Here is a 14,801-nt window from a genome sequence, read left to right as displayed (position 1 = left end):
GCCCCTGCGCTGGGGTGAGGCGACCGTGCCGGGCGCCTCACCCCAGCGACAGGTCATCTCGTGGGACCCTTCCCGACAAAGCAGGACGAACGCGCAGCAGGCACGCCGATCGGTCATGGGCACTCTCTGTGGCGGCGGCCCACGACTGTCCTATCTTTACCCTCCGTCAGCGCCTGTTTGGGTGGATTTTTCCCATAATTCTTGAATGACCCGAATTGCGCTGTACTCGCATGACGGCCTGGGTCTCGGGCACATCCGCCGCTCCTTCGTCGTCGCGCGGGCGCTGAGCACTCTGCCCGGCGGGGTCGACCTGCTGGTACTCAGCGGCGCCCGCGAGGCGGCGTCGCTGCCCCGGCCGCGACGGTGCGACGTCGTGACCCTCCCCGGGGTGGTCAAGACCGGATCCGGGCGGTACGCCCCGCGCGAGCTCACCGGGCTCAGCCACCGGGAGCTGGTGGCCCTGCGTGGCTCGGTCGCCACCGCGACCCTGCGGGCGTTCGCGCCGGATCTCCTCGTGGTCGACCGCCATCCGGGGGGCCTGGACGGTGAGCTGCTCGACGCCCTCGAGGCCGTGCGGGGCCGAGCGCGCGTCGTGCTGGGCCTGCGCGACGTCGTCGACGAGCCGGCCGCCGCGAGGCGGGAATGGCACGAACGGAGCTGCAGCGAGGTGCTGGACAGCTCGTACGACGCGGTGTGGGTGTACGGCGACCCACGCGTGCACGACCCGACGAGCCACCTCGAGATCCCTCCACGACTGCGTTCCGGGGTACAGTTCACGGGCTACCTCGCGCGCGGGCGCGACGACAGCTCAGCCGGGCACGGTCCGCGCACCCTTCTCGGGCTCGTGGGAGGTGGCGCCGACGGTGCGCGCCTGGCGCTGGCGTTCGCCACGGCCGCTGCGTCCCACGGGCGCACGGCCGACCTCGTCCTGGGCTCCCAGATGCCCGGTGAAGCGCGACGCACGGTGCGAGCCGCCGCTGAGGCGGCGCCACGTCTGCGGGTCCACGACTTCGTGCCCGACATGACGCCCCTGCTCGACCGGGCGGCAGCCGTCGTGTCCATGGGGGGCTACAACACCGCCTGCGAGGTGCTCGACCGCGGACTGCCGACGCTGATGGTGCCGCGCGTGCGACCGCGGAAGGAACAGCTCGTGCGGGCGCTCGCCCTGGCGCCCTGGAGCCGCATCACGGTGCTCGATCCCGGCGGCCTCGACGCCGATGCGGTCGCGTCGTGGGTTCGTGAGCTCGACACCGACGACGTCGTGCATTCGGGTTTCGGGCCGGACCTCGACGGGCTGCGCCGGGTGCGGGAGGCAGCCGGTGCGCTCATCGACCGAGGTGGCGTCCATGTGGCGGTCTGACAAGCGCATCGGCTACGTCCTCAAGATGTACCCCCGCTTCTCGGAGACGTTCGTCGTCAACGAGATCCGGGCCAGAGAGGTCCAGGGCGAGCAGCTCGAGATCTTCTCGCTGCGCCTCCCGGCAGACGGGCGCTTCCACGAGTCGCTCGCCGGCGTCCGGGCTTCCGTCACCTATCTTCAGCACGGCAGTGTGCGTGGGGCCGGCATCTGGCAGAGCCTGCGCGAGGCCCAGCAGGTCTTCGGTGACCTCGGTCCGCATCTGCCCGACCTGCTGCGGGCCGACGTCCAGGACGCCGTTCAGGCGCTGGAGCTGGCGGTGCAGGTCCGCCGGCGCGGGATCGAGCACCTCCATGCTCACTTCGCCTCGGCGGCGACGACCGTGGCGCAAGCGGCGGCCGAGATCGCCGGCGTGCCCTACTCCTTCACGGCCCATGCCAAGGACATCTTCCACGAGTCGGTGGACCCGGAAGACCTCGAGCGCAAGCTCGCGCGCGCCCACCACGTCGTCACCGTGAGCGACTACAACCTGGCCCACCTGCGCGAACGCTTCCCGGCAGCATGCGGGCGGCTCGTCCGGGTCTACAACGGCCTCGACCTCGACCGCTTCCCCCGGTCCGCCGAGCGTCGTGCGCCGGGCATCGTCGCCGTCGGGCGGCTCGTGGAGAAGAAGGGGTTCGCCGTGCTGGTCGAGGCGGTCGCCGAGCTGCGTCGTGCTGGTCGCGACGTGCGGTGCACGATCGTCGGTGGCGGCGAGCTCGGCACCGCGCTCGCCGACCAGGTGCAACGCCTCGGTGTCGCTGACCTGGTCACCCTGACGGGACCCCTGCCGCAGTCGGGCGTCCAGTCCATCGTGGCCCGCACGCAGGTGCTCGCCGCGCCCTGCGTGATCGGCTCTGACGGCAACGCGGACGGCCTGCCCACGGTGCTGCTCGAGGCGCTCGCGGTCGGCACGGCGTGCGTCTCCACGACCGTCACCGGGATCCCGGAAGTCGTGCGCGACGGGGAGACGGGGATGCTGGTGCCGCCGGGCGACCCGCTCGCGCTCGCCGCAGCCGTCACCCGGCTGCTCGACGACGCGGCGCTTCGTGCCCGGCTCGCCGACGCGGGGCGACAGCTCGTCGAGTCGGAGTTCGACGGCCGACGTCAGGCCCGTGAGCTCCGCTCCCTCGCCGGGGCCGACCACCCCGTGGCCGCCGGCGCGGCGCACCGGGCAGCGGGGGTGGCCTGATGCGCGTCGCCTACGTGTGCACCGACCCGGGTGTCCCGGTCTTCGGGCAGAAGGGTTCGTCCGTCCACGTGCAGGCGGTCCTGCGCGAGCTCGTACGCGGTGGCGCGGAGGTGGAGCTCTTCGCGGCTCGTCTCGGCGCGTCGCCGCCGAACGGGCTGTCGCCGGTCAGCCTGAACGATCTCGGGCGGCCTGCGACGGGCGACCTGGCTGGCCGCGAACGTGAGCTGCAGCGCGCCGACGACCAGCTGCCCGCACGGCTCGCGGTGGGCCCGCCGTTCGACCTCGTCTACGAGCGCTTCTCGCTCTGGAGCACCGCAGGGATGCGGCACGCCGCGGCCGCGGGCATCCCCTCGATCCTCGAGGTGAACGCCCCGCTAGTCGAGGAGCAGGCCGAGCACCGGGGGTTGGTCGACCGGGCCGAGGCCCATCGCCGGGCCGCGACGGCTCTGCGCCTCGCCGGTGCGGCCATCTGCGTCTCGGAGCCGGTCGCCGCGTGGGTGCGCACGCTCTCGCCGACCACCCCCACGCGGGTCGTGCCCAACGGGGTCGACCCGGATCGGTTCGACGTCCGACGCGGTGGACCGGGCCTCTCCACCCGGGCTCGCCCCTTCACGGTGGCCTTCGTGGGCACGCTCAAGCCCTGGCACGGGGTGGACGTGCTGGTGCACGCGATCGCCGCTGTGGCCGACGTGCACCTGCTCGTGGTCGGAGACGGTCCCGAGCGCGAGTCCCTCGGACGACTGGCCACCGCCCTTGGGGTCGAGGAACGGGTCCACTTCCGTGGTCCGGTGGCCCCCGAGGCGATGCCCGCCGAGCTGGCCGGGGCGGATGCCGCCGCCGCGCCCTACCCGATGGCGGAGTGCTACTTCTCCCCGCTCAAGGTCTTCGAGTACCTGGCAGCGGGGCTGCCCGTGGTCGCCAGCCGGTCCGGCCAGCTGCCGCAGCTGCTCACCGACGGTGCCGACGCCCTACTCGTCCCGCCGGCTGACCCCGTGGCCCTCGCGCACGCGCTCTCGCGGCTGCGTGACGACGAGCAGCTGCGCGAGAGGCTGGGTGCCACCGCGCGAGCCGCCGCACAGCGTCACAGCTGGGCACGCGTGGTCGCCGCCTCCCTGGCGGCGGTCGGTCTGCGGCTGCCGGCCGATGACTCGGCCGATGACTCGGCCGATGACTCGGCCGATGACTCGGCCGATGACTCGGCCGATGACTCGGCCGATGACTCGGCCGATGACTCGGCAGATGACTCGGTGACGGTCTGATGGGCCGCCGGCGCACCGACCTCCGGTCGGCGGTCCCCAGCCTCTGGCACACGCTCGGCGTGCTGCGGCCGCACGTGAAGCCCGAGCGCGCCCTGCTCGCCGGTGGGCTGGTGGCGCTCCTGGCGGAGGTCGTCTTCCGCCTCGTCGAGCCGTGGCCGCTCAAAGTCGTCATCGACGCGGCCGTGGCACCGGGCGCCGGCGCGCGACCGGACATCGGGCGCCTGATGTTGCTCGCCTCGGCGGCCGTGGTCCTCGCGGCTGGGCTGCGCGCCGGCGCGTCCTATCTCGCCACCGTGGCGCTGGCTCTGGCCGGCACCCGGGCGATGACGCGCGTGCGTGCCGCGGTCTTCGACCACCTTCTCGGCCTGTCGCTGCGCTACTACGGCCGGGCTCGCACCGGTGACCTCGTGACCAGGCTCGTCGGCGACGTGGGCCGTCTCCAGGACGTCGCCGTCACCGCAGCCCTCCCGCTCGTCAGCAACGTCGTCACGCTGGTCGGGATGGTCGTCGTGATGCTGGTGCTCGACCCGCTCCTCGGCCTCGTGGTGCTCGGCGCGTTCCCGGTCTTCGCCGTGACGAGTGCTCGGCGGGGGCGACGCATCACCACGGCCGCCCGGCGCCAGCGTCAGCGCGATGGCGACCTCGCCAGCACGGCGGCCGAGAGCCTGGCGGCGATGCCGCTCGTCCACGCGTACGGCCTGGAGTCCCTGCTCAAGGAGCGGTTCGCCGCGAGCAACCGGCGCAGCCTCAAGGAGGGCGCCAAGGCCACTCGGCTCTCCGCCGGTCTCGAGCGGCAGACCGACCTCATCGTCGGCGCCGCCACTGCCGTGGTCGTCTTCGCGGGAGGCCTGCGTGTCGTGCGCGGGGACCTCACGCCCGGTGAGCTCGTGGTGTTCATCACCTACCTCAAGGGAGCCTTCAAGCCCATGCGTGACCTGGCCAAGTACACCGGCCGGATCGCCAAGGCGGCTGCCTCCGGTGAACGGCTCCTCGCCGTGTTCGCCGAGCGACCCGACATCGCCGACCGGCCCGGCGCGCCCGACGCGCCCCGGTTCCGCGGCCACGTCCGTCTCGAGGATGTCACGGTCGACTACGGGGTCGGCCGCCCAGCCCTGCAGGGCCTCACCCTCGACGTGCCCGCCGGTACTCGTCTGGGCCTCGTGGGACCGTCGGGGTCGGGCAAGTCGACCCTCGCAGCACTGCTCCTGCGCCTCCAGGATCCCGACTCCGGGCGGGTCCTCGTCGACGGCCGGGACGTGCGCGAGTACACCGTGGCATCGGTGCGTGCGCAGCAGGCCATCGTGCTGCAGGACTCGATGCTGTTTGCGGCGACGGTCCGTGACAACATCCGCCTGGGTCGCGCGGGGGCGAGCGACGCCGACGTCGAGCGGGCGGCGCGCCTGGCGTCGGCGCACGGCTTCATCATTGAGACCCTGGGCGGCTACGACACCGAGCTCGGCGAACGCGGTGCCACGCTCTCGGGAGGCCAGCGGCAGCGGCTGGCCGTGGCCCGTGCGATGGTGCGTGACCCGTCGATCATCATCCTCGACGAGGCGACGACCGGCCTTGACGCGGTGAACCAGCGCGAGGTCGCCACCGCGCTCCACCGCCTGTGCACCGGCCGGACCAGCGTGGTCATCTCGCACGACCTCGAGGCCGTGCTCGACTGTGACCTCGTGGCCTGCCTCGACCAGGGGCGCCTGGCCGAGCTCGGCGAACCGCACGAGCTGCTCGCGCGACGCGACAGCGTGTTCGCAGCCCTGCGCCAGGCCGGCCGCGCAGCCGCGACCCGGGACGCCGTCGATGCTCGCCCCTGACGACGCCGAGCTCCTAGCACGTGCCCCAGGCCTCGAGGGCGCCTGGCGGCTGCTCGACCCCGAGGCAGCGACCGCGCTCGTCCACGAGGCGGCCCATCCGAGCGTCGGACGTGGGCTCCGGGTCACCGTGGACTACCTGCGCTACAAGCCCTCGACGAGTCTGGTCGCCGGCCTGCGTGTGGACACCTCCGACGGTGCCCGGTGGGCCTTCGCCGTGGCGGGATCGCGCGGGCACGCCGCCAAGCTGACCAAACACGTGTCGACTGACGTGGGCGTCCCCGATGGCTTCGTCCCGCGCGTGACCCGGGACCTCGTGCTCGTCGCGCCCCTGCGTGCCGACCCCCGGCTGAAGGCAGCCCTGCGGGTGATGTCGCGACCGTTCCTCGTCGTGGAGCACGCCGAGGCGGCCGAGGTGCTGCGCTACCGCCCTCACCGACGGCTCGTGGTTCGCGTGGATGGCGCGAGTGGGCCCCTCGCGGTGGTGCGCGGCTATCCCGGCCCGGCTGCCAGGACCATGCTGGCGGCCTGCCGCTCGCTGAGCCGCGCGGGGCTCCCCGTGCCCCGCCCGCGTGGTCTGCGGCGTGGTGGCCGGCTCGTGGTGTTCGAGCACCTCCCCGGCGTCGCGGCGTCCGACGGCACAGACCCGGCGCTGCTTGCCGCGGCAGGCGCCCTGCTCGCGCGCGTGCAGGGCGTCGCGCCGCACCGGCGGCTGACCGAGCTCGACTGTGCCCACCTCGCCCAGGGCTCGCTCGGTGCCGTGCATGCGCTGGTTCCCGACAGCCTGGCGCTCGCCGAGGCCGTGGTAGGCCGTTCCCTCGACCGGCTCGCGGCCGCGCCGGGTGGCGCGCCGGTGACGGCACACGGTGACTTCTCGGCCGACCAGCTGCTCGTGCACGAGCACGGGGTCTCCCTGCTCGACCTGGACCGTGCAGCCGCCGACGGGCCGGCCGGCGACCCGGCGTCGTGGTTCGCAGCTGAAGCCGTGGCCGGCCGCTGGGACGCCGGCGCCGACCCTCGCGAGGCGCTGGCCCCGCTTCTCGACACCCTCTTCACGTGCGGGCCGAGCCGGCCGGCGGCGCCCACGAGACGGCACGTGGACGAGACGCTGCGCGCCCGGACCGCCTTGGCCCTGCTGGCCCGTGTGCCCGAGCCGTTTCGCGTGCGGGCACCGGGAGCACCCTGGGCGGACCGTTGCCGCGGCCTCGTCGAGGCGGCCGCCCGACAGGTGGGACTGACGTGAGGCGTTGGCTGGGCGCGCCGCTCCAGGTCGACGACGGCGACGCCCGGATGGACCTTCGGCGGGTCTGGCCGAGGGAGCAGGGCGTCCTGCACCTCGAGTACGCCCACGTGGACAACCGTCGTCTCGGTGCGCAGCTGCTCACCGACGAGCACGCTCGGCGACGGTTGCTGCATCGCACGCCGGGCCTCGACGCCGTCGAGGACGACCCCGGCCCGCCGCTGCTCGTGCACCGCGGCGGTGCGGACAGGCGGCTGGCCGGTCTGGCCGGTCTCGCCGCGCAGCCCGGTGCGCGGGTCGTCTCCCACGTGCCGGAGCGCCGAGGGGTCGTACGCCTTCACGACGGCTCGTACGCCCGCGCTCTGAGGCAAGGACGGTCGGGCCCGGCCATGGCCTCGGTCGAGCGGGCCGGAGCCGCATCCGATGGGACGTTCGTGGTGCCCCGCCTGCTCGGGCACGACGTCGAGACGAGCACCACCGTTTGGGCGCCGCTCGAGGGGCTGACCCTCCTGGCCCTGGCGACAGCAGGGCCATCGGCCTCGGTGCTCGGCGAGGCCTGGAGGTCGGCGGGGCGGGCCGTCAGTGCGCTCCACGACGGCGACCGAACCGGGCTGCCTCACCACGGGCCTGTCGAGGAGCTCGCCGTGACGCGTCGATGGCTCTCTGCCGCCAGCGAATGGGGACTTCTGCCACCGCGCGGCGACCACCCGGCATACGCGGAGCTCGTGGACGGCGAGCCGGGACCCCTGGGCCTGCTGCACCGCGACCTCCATGACAAGCAGGTGCTCGTCGGTCCGCAGCTCGGGCTCCTCGACCTCGACACGGTGGCCGCCGGCGAGCGGGCGCTCGACCTCGGCAACGTGCTCGCGCACCTCGACCTTCGCTGCGACCAGGGGCTGCTCGACCAACGGTCGGCGAGGGTGGCGGCCGAGGCCTTCCTGGCCGGGGCGGGGCCCGACCGAGCCACCAGGAGGCGGGTCGCGGCCTATCGGGCGGTGACCCGGCTGCGGCTCACCGGGTTGTACGCGTTCCGGCCGCGGTGGCATCGACTGGCTCGAGCCTGGGACCACGACCTGTGGGCCGTCCGCGAGGCAGCTCGTCCGAGGCGTTCCGCCCTGTCGTGAGCCGGTCCGCCCTGCGGGTACGGGGGAGCCATCAGCGTCCAGGAGGTTCGGCATGCGACGGATGGCCCAGGCCCAAGGCCTCTTCAACGTGCTCGGCGGCGTGTGGCCGCTGGTGAGCATGCGCACCTTCGAGGCGGTGTACGGACCGAAGACCGATCGCTGGCTCGTGCAGACCGTGGGTGGTCTGCTGACCGCGGTCGGCACGACCCAGCTCATGAGCCGCGACCCGGCGCAGCTCCGGGTCGCACGAGCGCTGGGAGTCGGCACAGCGACAACGCTGCTCGCGATCGACCTGGTCTATGTGCCCAAGGGCAGGATCAGCCGGATGTACCTGCAGGACGCCGCCTGCGAGATCGCGTTACTGGCCGGGTGGGTGTGGACGTCGCGTCCGCGGTGACACAGCGGTGGTCCCGACCGACCGCGGGTCAGGGACCCCCGCACGTAGACGCCGTGCCGTCCACGCCGGGGGAGCGGCGGCCGTCTGGGTATGCACCTCCCATGGAGCCGATTCCGGAGACGAACGAGGCCCTGCTGGAGCTGGAGCGGTACGGTGACACCGACCTGCGCGGTGACCTGAACCGCCTGACGTCGACGGCCAAGGAGCGGGTGCCCGGCCTGATGGGGGTCAGCCTCGCCCTGGTGACGGAGGACCTGGTCCTCACCTACGTCGCCAGTGGCGTGGACATCGCTGCACTCGACGCCGTCCAGTACGCCGATGACGGACCGTGCCTGGAGGCCATCCGACAAGGGGAGACAGTCCGGAGCGACACCGACTCGCTGCTCGACGAGGGCAAGTGGCAGCTGTTCGCCCAGGCGAACGCCGCGGCCGGCATCCGCAGCACGCTGTCGATGCCCATCCGCCGGAACGACGTCGTCACCGGCGGAGTGAACCTCTACGGCGATGCGAGCGACACCTTCGACGGGCACGTGGAGCAGCTCGCCAGCATGTTCGGCGCCTGGGCGCCCGGTGCTGTGGCGAACGCCGACCTGTCGTTCGCCACCCGGTTGGAGGCGGTCAAGAGCCCGGAGCGGCTCAGGGGACAGGTGTATCGCGACCAGGCGATCGGGCTGCTCGTGGCGGCGCGCGGGTTGGAGCCCGACGCCGCCGAGGAGAGACTGCGGAACGCCGCAGCGCGAGCGGGTGTCGCCGTCTTCGTGCTCGCCCGGGCGTTGGTGGAGGCGTTCGACCCGGACGCCTGACGCGCGGCGACGGCGGACTACCCCTCTGACGGCCAGCCGGTGTACTGCTCCGCGAGGTAGGTCTGTCCCGCCCTGGTCGAGACGAGGTTGTCGAGCTCGCCGAGCTGACGTCGGCGGTCGAACTCGGAGCCGTCGGCCGGCAGGTGCAGCAGCTGGGTCATCCAGTACGAGAAGCTCTGGGCCCGCCACACCCGCGCCAGCGCACGCTGTGCGTACTCCTCGAGGACGGAGTCGTCGCGAGCCGTGATGGCGCGGGTGAGGACGTCGGCCAGGACGCGCACGTCGTGGATCGCGAGGTTGAGCCCGCGGGCGCCGGTGGGCGGCACCGTGTGGGCGGCGTCGCCCGCCAGCAGCAGGCGGCCCCAGCGCATCGGCTCCTGCACGAACGACCGGAAGGGCAGCACGCTCTTCTGGATCACCGGGCCCTCGTGCAGCCGGAAGCCGTCGTCACCGGCGAGGCACGACTGGAGGCGCTCCCAGATCCGGTCGTCGCTCCACTCGTCGACGTCGTCGGTCGCGTCGCACTGGAAATAGAGGCGCTGGACCGTGTCGGTGCGCTGGCTCACGAGCGCGAACCCGTGGTCGGAGTTCGCATAGATCAGCTCGTCCCAGCTGATCGGCGCCTCGGCGAGGATCCCGAACCACGCGAAGGGGTACTCCCGGAAGCGCCGCACCCGACGGTCCTCCGGAACGAGGTCGCGACAGACGCTCCGCGACCCGTCGGACCCGATGACGTATGCCGCCCGCACCTCCACGCGCGTCCCGTCAGCCTCCGTGAACGCGACCGTCGGGCGCTCGGTCTCGACGCCCTCGACGTTGACGTCCCGCACCCCGAACCTCACGTCGCCGCCGTCGCGGGCGCGAGCGTCGGCGAGGTCGATGAAGACCTCCTGCTGGGGGTAGAGCCACACCGACTCGCCGACGAGCTTCTTGAAGTCGATCCGGTGGCTGCGCCCGGCGAAGCGCAGGTAGGTGCCCTCGTGCTCGTGCCCCTCCCGGAGGACCCGGTCGCTGACGCCGGAGTCGACGAGCAGCCGGGCGGAGTTCGCCTCGAGGATGCCGGCCCGGTGGGTGGTCTCGATCTCGTGACGGGTCCGCACGTCGATCGCGACGGTGGAGATCCCGGCGCGATGGAGCAGGTGCGCTGCCATCAGGCCGGCGGGTCCCGCTCCGACGATCGCCACCTCGGCATGGAGGACGGTGTCCGGGGTCATGGGGGTCTCCTTGGGTCGATGGTCTGCTGGGCGGCGTTGCAGTCAGCCGGCCTGCGGGAAGGCCTCGGTGTCGATGTCGGCCTCTGCGGCCGCGCTGTAGCGCCGGCCTGTGACGGTGCGTTCGTTGACGAGCTCACCGGCGCGCCTGAGCACGTCCGCAGCGATGGGGACCGTTGCGGCGCGGACGTTCTCACGCAGGTGGTCGACGCTGCGGGTGCCGGGAATCGGGATGACGTGGTCACCCCGGTCCAGCAGCCAGGCGAGCGCGAGCTGCGCCGGTGTGCACCCGGCCTCGTCGGCCAGCTCGGCGAGCTGGCGCTGGAGGGCCAGGTTGGCGGCATACGCCGCGCCCTGGAAGCGCGGCATCCCGTGGCGGAGGTCCTTCGCCGGCAGGGCGGACATGACGGGCGGGCTCGAGGTGAGCAGGCCCCGCCCGAGCGGCGAGAACGCGACGAGCGCGATCCCGAGCTCTCGGCACACCGCATCCGTGCCGAGCTCGGGGTTGCGGGTCCAGAGGCTGTACTCGTTCTGCAGCGCGGCGATCGGATGGACGGCGTGCGCGCGCCGCACCGTGGGCGCAGAGGCCTCGGAGAGACCGATGTGCCGGACGGAGCCGGCCTCGACGAGCTGGGCCATCACGCCGACGCTCTCCTCGATCGGCACGGCGGGGTCGAGTCGGTGGAGGTAGTAGACGTCGATGACGTCGGTGCGGAGGCGACGCAGGGCCGCCTCGGCGGTCGCCCGGATCGTCTCCGGACGTCCGTCGACGACGCGCTTGCCGTCGACGCCGGTCATCCCGCACTTGCTGGCGAGGACGAACCGATCGCGGTGCTGGCCGAGGACCCGACCGACGAGCTCCTCGTTCGCCCCGAAGCCGTAGAGGGCGGCGGTGTCGAGGTGCACGACGCCGACCTCGAGGGCCGTGAGCAGGAGGCGCTCTGCCTCCCGTTCGCTCGGCGCGGTGCCGTAGGCGTGACTGAGGTTCATGCAGCCCAGCCCGATGGCTCCGACCTCGAGGCCCCCGATGCGCCGGGTCACCGTGGTGAGGGACGTCATCGGCCCCGCGTCCCCGGGTGCTCGTCCAGCTGCGTCTCCAGCTGGTTCTCCAAGGCGGCGAGGGTGCGGTAGCACGGCATGACGTCGGCGATCGACGCGTTCGGCCGGCGGCCCTCACGGATCGCGGCGACGAACTCGCGGTCCTGCAGCTCGATGCCGTCCAGTGACACGTCGACGCCGCTGACGTCGATCGGCTCCTCGCGGCCCGTCACGAGGTCGTCGTACCGGGCGATGTAGGTGCCCGTGTCGCCGATGTAGCGGAAGAAGGTGCCCAGGGGGCCGTCGTTGTTGAAGGACAGCGACAGCGTGCACACCGCACCGGACCCGGCCAGGAGCTGGATCGACATGTCCATGGCGATACCGAGCTCGGGGTGGATGGGTCCCTGGAGCGCGTTGGCCCGGACGACGGGCGACCCCGTCTGGTAGGCGAAGAGGTCGACGGTGTGGGCGGCGTGGTGCCACAGCAGGTGGTCGGTCCAGGACCGCGGCTGACCGAGTGCGTTGAGGTTCTTGCGGCGGAAGAAGTACGTCTGGACGTCCAGCTGCTGGAGGTGGAGGTCGCCGTCGACGATCCGGTGGTGGACCCACTGGTGGCTCGGGTTGAAGCGTCGGGTGTGCCCGACCATCCCCACCAGGCCGCTCTGCTCCTGCAGCGCGAGGCACGCCTCGGCGTCGCCGAGGTTGTCGGCGAGGGGGATCTCGACCTGGACGTGCTTGCCGGCGCGCAGCACCTGCTGGGTCTGCTCGGCGTGCAACGGTGTCGGTGTCGCGAGGATGACGGCGTCGATCTCGTCCATCGCGAGGACGTCGTCGAGCGACGCGACGGCGCGGCCGACGCCGTGTTCAGCGGCGAAGGCCGTCGCGGACTCGAGCGTGGCGCTGACGACCGCAGCGACCTCGACGTCCTGGATCCGTTGGAGGGCGGCGACGTGCTTGGCGCCGAAGGCGCCGCCGCCGGCGAGGGCGACCCTGATCGGCTGCTGGCTCATGTCACTCCCCGTCCGCAGCGTCGGACCGCGGCTTGTTCTCGAGGATCAGGTGTCCGACGGCGGTGTTCGAGGCGGGCACGTGGTAGAAGCGGTGCACGACCTCGACGTCCCCGGTGTCGTCGATGTCGCTCAGGGCGCCACGCGCGATGAACCACATGACGAGCTCGATGCCCTCGGAGCCGGCCTCCTCGACGTACTCGAGGTGCGGCACCTGCGCCAGGCCGGCCGGGTCGTCGACGAGCCGGTCGAGGAACGCGTTGTCCCACTCCCGGTTGATGAGCCCCGCGCGCGGCCCCTGGAGCTGGTGGCTCATGCCGCCGGTGCCCCAGACCTGGACCGTGATGGGGCGGTCGTACGACTCGATCGCCTTGCGCAGGGCCTTGCCGAGCGCGAAGCACCGGGCGCCCGAGGGGACGGGGTACTGGACGACGTTGACGTGGAAGGGGATGACCTTGCAGGGCCATTTCTCGACCTGACCGAACATCAAGGACAGCGGCACGGTCAGGCCGTGGTCCACGGTCATCTCGTTGACGAGGGTGAGGTCGAAGTCGTCTCGGATGAGCGAGTGGGCGATGTGCGCCGCCAGGTCCGGGTCACCCTCGATCCCCGGGACCGGGCGGGGCCCGTAGCCCTCGTCGGCCGCCGGGTAGCTCGCGCCCGTCCCGAGGACGAAGGTCGGGATCAGCGCGAGGTCGAACGCGGTCGCGTGGTCGTTGTAGACGAGGAAGATGACGTCCGGGAGGTTCTCCTGCTCCCACGCCTTGGAGAACTCGTAGCCGTCGAAGACGCGCTTCCAGTACGGCTCGTCGGCCTTGCCCAGGTCGAGGGCCGCACCGATCGCCGGGACGTGCGACGTGAACACGGCGCCGGTGATCGTCGCGTGCTGCTCCGGCGCCGGCAGCTCCCGGGCCGCGGCTGCCTCCTTGACCGCGTCACCGATGGGGTCGGCCTGCGGGTCGGTCGGCACGCTCGCGTCAGCCCTGTCGCGGTCGGCGATGCGGTTGCCCTCGATCGAGCGTCCGCCGTGGAGCATGAGGTCGCGGTAGTCCTCCTCCGACATCCCGGTCATGGATCCCGCCATCTGCTGGAAGGACAGGCCGAGGGTCGCGCCCCACTTGGCGAGGAAGTAGATGTTTCCGCCCAGCCGGATGCACTCGTTGAGGTCGACGTCGAGGACGGCCTGCTTCTGCTCCTCGCTCAGCCCCTCCCACTCATCGAGGTAGGCCCGCTGGTCGGCGAGGAAGCGCTCGCGGTTCTCGGCCTTCATCAGGGACATGCAGAACTGGTTGAGGTGGTATCCCTTGGCCGACTGCTCGGCGTCGAAGATCGTCGTGCCTGGGACCTTCTGGTAGCTCTTGTCCAGTGCCATCGTGTGCTCCAATCCGGTTGCTGCTCAAAGCTCTTCTGGCCAGTAGAGGCGCATGGGGTTGTCGACGAGGAGGGCCTGCTGCTCTGCCGCGGTCGGCGCGATGGAGGGGATCCAGTCCACGAGCAGCCCGTCGTCGGGCATGTGGTCGGTCAGGTTCGGGTGCGGCCAGTCGGTGCCCCAGAGGACCCGGTCGGGGAACTCCTCGACGACACGGCGGGCAAAGGGCACGACGTCGCGGTATGCCGCCTGCTCCCCCGTGAGCGCGGGTGGCCCACCCACGGTGAGCCGCTCGGGGCAGGTCACCTTGCACCAGATGTCGTCCCTCGCTCGCAGCAGGTCGAGGAAGCCGGTGAACTCGGCCCCGTCGACCGGTCGGGTCACGTCGGGACGGCCCATGTGGTCGACGACGAGAGGCACCGGCAGGCCGAGGAAGAAGTCGGCCAGCTCCGGCAGCTCCTGTGCCTCGAAGTAGATGACGATGTGCCAGCCGAGCGGGGCGATCTGCTCTGCAACCTGCCTCAGCCCGTCCATCGGGAGGGTGTCGACGAGCCGCCTGACGAAGTTGAACCGGACGCCGCGGACCCCAGCCTCGTCGAGGCGACGGAGCTCGTCGTCGGAGGTGCCCGGGGTGACGGTGGCGACGCCGCGGGCCCGCCTCCCGGCCGACCGCACCGCGTCGACCATCGCGCTGTTGTCGGCCCCGTGGCAGGTGGCCTGGACGATGACGTTCCGGGTGAAGCCGAGGTGGTCCCGCAGTGCGAAGAGCTGGTCCTTGCTCGCGTCGCACGGGGAGTACTTGCGCTCGGGAGCGAAGGGGAACTCCGCGGCCGGGCCGAAGACGTGGCAGTGGGCGTCCACCGCACCGCTCGGAAGGACGAACCTGGGCCGGCTGGGCTCGGTATGCCAGTCGAGCCAACCGGGGGTCTTGACGAACTCGCTTGCCATTGC

At 72.2% G+C, this 14,801-nt stretch carries 13 protein-coding genes; 8 read left to right on the top strand and 5 right to left on the bottom strand.

Annotated features, from left to right (window positions below; translation table 11 throughout):
• Positions 1-205 precede the first annotated feature (205 nt).
• The 8 genes from ACFQU3_RS23830 (at position 206) to ACFQU3_RS23795 (ending at position 9,225) form a co-directional block, all read left to right on the top strand.
• Positions 206-1,360 (top strand): glycosyltransferase family protein, encoded by a 1,155-nt coding sequence (locus ACFQU3_RS23830; RefSeq protein WP_385914482.1) that lies wholly within the window; start codon positions 206-208, stop codon positions 1,358-1,360.
• Positions 1,347-2,588 carry a glycosyltransferase gene (locus ACFQU3_RS23825; protein WP_385914479.1) on the top strand — a complete coding sequence of 414 codons (1,242 nt, stop codon included), beginning with the start codon at positions 1,347-1,349 and terminating at the stop codon, positions 2,586-2,588. Before ACFQU3_RS23830 ends, ACFQU3_RS23825 begins: the two co-directional genes overlap by 14 nt.
• Positions 2,588-3,847 carry a glycosyltransferase family 4 protein gene (locus tag ACFQU3_RS23820; protein WP_385914476.1) on the top strand — a complete coding sequence of 420 codons (1,260 nt, stop codon included), beginning with the start codon at positions 2,588-2,590 and terminating at the stop codon, positions 3,845-3,847. Before ACFQU3_RS23825 ends, ACFQU3_RS23820 begins: the two co-directional genes overlap by 1 nt.
• The gene (locus ACFQU3_RS23815) at positions 3,847-5,664 is read left to right on the top strand and encodes an ABC transporter ATP-binding protein (protein WP_385914473.1); all 1,818 of its coding nucleotides are present in this window, start codon (positions 3,847-3,849) and stop codon (positions 5,662-5,664) included. Before ACFQU3_RS23820 ends, ACFQU3_RS23815 begins: the two co-directional genes overlap by 1 nt.
• Positions 5,651-6,904, top strand: a complete 1,254-nt coding sequence (locus tag ACFQU3_RS23810; RefSeq protein ID WP_385914470.1) for a hypothetical protein — start codon at positions 5,651-5,653, stop codon at positions 6,902-6,904. Before ACFQU3_RS23815 ends, ACFQU3_RS23810 begins: the two co-directional genes overlap by 14 nt.
• A complete protein-coding gene (locus ACFQU3_RS23805; protein WP_385914467.1) occupies positions 6,901-8,025 on the top strand; it encodes a hypothetical protein in 1,125 nt (374 codons plus the stop codon). The genes ACFQU3_RS23810 and ACFQU3_RS23805 overlap by 4 nt, the downstream gene beginning before the upstream one ends.
• A 52-nt stretch (positions 8,026-8,077) precedes the next feature.
• Positions 8,078-8,422 (top strand): hypothetical protein, encoded by a 345-nt coding sequence (locus ACFQU3_RS23800; RefSeq protein WP_385914464.1) that lies wholly within the window; start codon positions 8,078-8,080, stop codon positions 8,420-8,422.
• Between the two features lie 101 nt (positions 8,423-8,523).
• A complete protein-coding gene (locus ACFQU3_RS23795; RefSeq protein ID WP_385914461.1) occupies positions 8,524-9,225 on the top strand; it encodes a GAF and ANTAR domain-containing protein in 702 nt (233 codons plus the stop codon).
• Between the two features lie 17 nt (positions 9,226-9,242).
• On the opposite strand, the gene ACFQU3_RS23790 is transcribed toward ACFQU3_RS23795, so the two are convergent.
• Genes ACFQU3_RS23790 through ACFQU3_RS23770 form a run of 5 tightly spaced genes read right to left on the bottom strand, consistent with a single transcriptional unit; the run spans position 9,243 to position 14,798 of the window.
• Complete coding sequence (locus tag ACFQU3_RS23790) at positions 9,243-10,439, bottom strand: 4-hydroxybenzoate 3-monooxygenase (RefSeq protein WP_385914458.1); 1,197 nt, start codon at positions 10,437-10,439, stop codon at positions 9,243-9,245.
• 42 nt (positions 10,440-10,481) lie between these two features.
• Complete coding sequence (locus tag ACFQU3_RS23785) at positions 10,482-11,495, bottom strand: aldo/keto reductase (RefSeq protein WP_385914455.1); 1,014 nt, start codon at positions 11,493-11,495, stop codon at positions 10,482-10,484.
• Complete coding sequence (locus ACFQU3_RS23780) at positions 11,492-12,484, bottom strand: Gfo/Idh/MocA family oxidoreductase (protein WP_385914453.1); 993 nt, start codon at positions 12,482-12,484, stop codon at positions 11,492-11,494. Before ACFQU3_RS23780 ends, ACFQU3_RS23785 begins: the two co-directional genes overlap by 4 nt.
• 1 nt (position 12,485) lies before the next feature.
• Entirely contained in the window at positions 12,486-13,853 is a 1,368-nt protein-coding gene (ligA, locus tag ACFQU3_RS23775) for a protocatechuate 4,5-dioxygenase subunit alpha (protein WP_385914450.1), read from the bottom strand.
• Between the two features lie 24 nt (positions 13,854-13,877).
• Positions 13,878-14,798 (bottom strand): amidohydrolase family protein, encoded by a 921-nt coding sequence (locus tag ACFQU3_RS23770; protein WP_385914448.1) that lies wholly within the window; start codon positions 14,796-14,798, stop codon positions 13,878-13,880.
• Positions 14,799-14,801: the final 3 nt, after the last annotated feature.

It is taken from the genome of Terrabacter sp. GCM10028922, assembly GCF_042666095.1.
Lineage (GTDB): Bacteria > Actinomycetota > Actinomycetes > Actinomycetales > Dermatophilaceae > Terrabacter.
The sequence above is the reverse complement of the archived record's forward strand: the minus strand, read 5'-3'. Positions and strand labels throughout refer to the sequence as shown.